This is a genomic window from Vibrio methylphosphonaticus (genome assembly GCF_023634655.1).
Lineage (GTDB): Bacteria > Pseudomonadota > Gammaproteobacteria > Enterobacterales > Vibrionaceae > Vibrio > Vibrio methylphosphonaticus.
The window spans coordinates 1-3,169 of record NZ_JAMKMS010000046.1 but is presented as its reverse complement, the minus strand read 5'-3'; the positions used below and the strand labels follow the sequence as shown (position 1 = coordinate 3,169).

At 39.0% G+C, this 3,169-nt stretch carries 6 protein-coding genes; 1 reads left to right on the top strand and 5 read right to left on the bottom strand.

Going from position 1 to position 3,169, the window contains the following annotated elements; translation table 11 throughout:
- Positions 1–48 precede the first annotated feature (48 nt).
- Positions 49–327: a G5P family DNA-binding protein gene (locus M9196_RS23090; protein WP_250619853.1), complete on the bottom strand. Its 279-nt coding sequence runs from the start codon at positions 325–327 to the stop codon at positions 49–51.
- Positions 328–336: 9 nt separating this feature from the next.
- Positions 337–1,632: a phage/plasmid replication protein, II/X family gene (locus M9196_RS23085; RefSeq protein WP_250619852.1), complete on the bottom strand. Its 1,296-nt coding sequence runs from the start codon at positions 1,630–1,632 to the stop codon at positions 337–339.
- A 139-nt stretch (positions 1,633–1,771) separates the two neighbouring features.
- Between M9196_RS23085 and M9196_RS23080 the strand changes: the two genes are divergently transcribed.
- Positions 1,772–1,930 carry a hypothetical protein gene (locus M9196_RS23080; protein WP_250619851.1) on the top strand — a complete coding sequence of 53 codons (159 nt, stop codon included), beginning with the start codon at positions 1,772–1,774 and terminating at the stop codon, positions 1,928–1,930.
- Positions 1,931–2,060: 130 nt separating this feature from the next.
- Here M9196_RS23080 and M9196_RS23075 read toward each other — a convergent pair whose 3' ends face one another.
- From M9196_RS23075 to M9196_RS23065, 3 genes are all read right to left on the bottom strand, one after another.
- Positions 2,061–2,570, bottom strand: coding sequence for a hypothetical protein (locus M9196_RS23075; RefSeq protein ID WP_250619850.1), 510 nt, complete (start codon positions 2,568–2,570; stop codon positions 2,061–2,063).
- Between the two features lie 58 nt (positions 2,571–2,628).
- Positions 2,629–2,853 carry a hypothetical protein gene (locus M9196_RS23070; protein ID WP_250619849.1) on the bottom strand — a complete coding sequence of 75 codons (225 nt, stop codon included), beginning with the start codon at positions 2,851–2,853 and terminating at the stop codon, positions 2,629–2,631.
- 125 nt (positions 2,854–2,978) lie between these two features.
- A partial coding sequence (locus M9196_RS23065) for a hypothetical protein (RefSeq protein WP_250619848.1) occupies positions 2,979–3,169 on the bottom strand: 191 nt, incomplete at its 5' end.

Sequence of the window (3,169 nt, the reverse complement as noted above, 5' to 3'; positions counted from 1 at the left end):
GATTATGATAGACCCTATAGCTGTTGGCGCAGTTGTAGGGTCAACCTATTATTTGTTAGTAATTGGCTCGATAATCATTCCAAAGCGTTTTAATTCCAAATTGCCGTACTGATTAATAGCAAAGCTAGAGGGATGTAAGGTGTAAAGTCCTGCAACATATGCTACTTGCCCTTTTTCTAAACCAATTTTCATTTCAACTGGGAACTTACCGCCTAAATGAGCGTAAGCGACTTGCTCATAAATTTCGCGAGGTGGTTTACTATCTTTCGAGGGTATCGAGCGAGTTTCAATATTTTGGTTTTCCGGAAAGATCTCAATTTTCAACATGCTATTCTCCTATGCGACTAAGCTAATTACGCTATCTTCTAGACCGTAAAGTTTGGTGATATCCCCCGCTTTAGGTTCAACCCAGTCAGACGGTCGTTGCTGACTAAAATCAATTGCGATTACTTGAAGAAGCGGAACAACGTTATCTTTACCGTTACCCTGCAAGTTCTGGAGTTGAGCTTTGGCAAATCCTGCTTCAAGTAGTAGATTCAAATTGTTGTAGAAAGTGGCTCTGGTAGAGTAAGAAGATTTAACCGCTTCGTAGCCATCAGATACGAGTGAACGATACAGGCGGAAAACACGGTCTGCTTTTGCGTATGATCTATTGCCTTTTGGTGTGGTTTTACCGTATTTCATTTTTAGTCGGTTATGTACTTGTTCATCATTAAATACATTCATTTTTTGACCCTTTAGTGACTCCATCAGCGGAGAAAATGCTCTACTCCAAATATCAGCGATTAAACATCGTCCATCTTTCTCGTATTCAATTTGATATCTACATGCTTCAAATAAATTTTTCGGTACGTCAAATTCGTCTAAGTATCTACGTTTGGCACTCGCCTCGAAACGGATGAGGTGTCGAGCGAAGTTGATTAATTTTGGGTCGGACATTACATCAATAACCCTATCATTCGAATGATCGCCTTTTTCGTTTAGCGTTCGGAGTTTGTTGAGTTGGCGATTGAACTCACAACCTTTTAAATAAACTTTACGGTCAACATGCCGAGAGCCTCGGCTAAAATAACAAGTCGTTTCATGTTCATTTCGAACACTCGCGCGCATCTGTTTGTTAGATATCGATTTAAGTTGATTGATAACCTGTTTTGCTTGAAGTTCAGTTTTAGCCTTAGCTGAGAATGTGCAGTCAATTAGATCCAAAAGAGATCCTTTAACATCAAGCATTTCATAAAAACTTGGGTAGGAATTAAAAAGTGCCATCAGCATTTCAAAAGCACCAACAGCAATCTGTGTAGTGCCGTAAACATTATGCCCTTGAAGAATCTTTGCGGGAGATGCTTTCAACTCGACACAAGCATCCCGAAGTTTTGTTCCTTGAAAAATCTTGAAAGCCATTCCAGTAAATGAGGTTGGAAGAGACTGATATGGATGACGTAAGTCGGCTACCTCAAGCTCATCCAACGCACTGTCACCAGTAAAATGAACAACCTTGGCTTCCAGACCAATTCCCCTTCTTGAACACTCCTTTATATCAACATATGAGACAAACTCACCTGCCGAATTTTGCTGCGTATTAAGCAAAAAATCGGTCTTAAAAGGCACTGATATTTTGAGCATATCTATCATAGGTAACATTGTCACATGTGATTTGGGTGATTTAGTTATACATCGTCACATGTGACAAAGCAATAAATGATGCATTTTGATTTGTGACTTAGTTACAATGATGCAATGTGACTCGCACGTAAAATACGGACTATTAATAATGCCAACATTAAGACTCGATGATCCACGCTGGAGAGAGCTAGAGAAAAAGGCTGTTGAGATAACCATCAAAAAAACGAAGCCGGTAACCGTACCTGAAATTTTGAGGGCTTTAATTGATAAAAGTCTCAAGGACTTGAAGGAAGAAGACGTTAAGTAGAGTGTCTAATATTTAGACAAGAGTACACTATTAAAGATAGTGTACCCTGCGTTGCTACGCAGCCTTTGGCAAACAGCTTAGCTCAGCTTTTTTGCCCAAGGCCTGCTGCGTCAAACATAATAACGAGGAATTACAATTCGCCATCGTCTGCATCACTATCACCAAGCAGTCTTTTTCTTGCGCAAAACAGATCGCTCGTCGGATAAGTCAATTTTATTCTCGAACGCAAAATATTGTTCTTGTCGTTGATGCGAGGGAAAGGTTCATGAAAAACTGGTGAGTAACCGAGTAAAATCAGATCTTCCGAACCTTGTAGGGAGTAATGAATCACTGGTCCTGACGTGGCACCTTTGTGATTTTCAAAAGCTTCAGATAATCGTTTAGAATTGTAGAAAGTACTTTGAGAGTAAGGTCCAACGTGATAATGATAAACCTCTTTTGGAGGATAACTTTTTTTATTTCTTCCTGGTAACTTTTCATCCTTCAATACCTTATCAACAAAATCAACAATTACATCTAAATGTTTGAAGTCATCTGAAGTAGGATCCGAAAGGTCAAAGCTACCTAAGTCTTTGAATAAATCACTATTTTTTGAGCCATTTAAGAAGCTGCTATGCAAGTACACATTTTTTATAGGCACAAAAAAACCCTTCTTATCAAGTTGAAGGGTTCATTTTAACATCTTATGCAACAATATGTCACATTACCAAACGGTGAGCGTTGCTGTCACGCTCAACGTTAACACGAATTTCATCAACAGCAGATGCTTGAGCTTCTGAAATGGCTGCAACTAAAGCCGCTCGAATAGATGCTTTGGTTTGCTTGCCAGAGACAAGTAACTGTTTGTTTTTGTTCGCATTATCAGAGCGATGCTCGAGCTCTTGGTTAACTTCCATATTGCGATTGCGCTGATTTCTTTTCATAACGCCTCACTCTTTTATTCAGACTAACTGAACAAAAATAATCCATTTATACAATTACTATAAACGGAAAAACGAAAAAGTGGTAGGAGACTAATCACTAATCTAAGACAAGTCAACAAAATAGGTTAAAAAAACAGCTTCATCATAAACGTATTTTTAATACGCATTGTCAGAATTATGTTACGGGCTAAATTTGTAAAGCGATTCTCTTTCCTAGCATGTACGGCTATACAGCCGACAATGAGCAATTCTCTCGCCCACCCTTTACAGCATGCCGGCCAAGGCAAACCACTCAACATAATTCGTACTACATAAT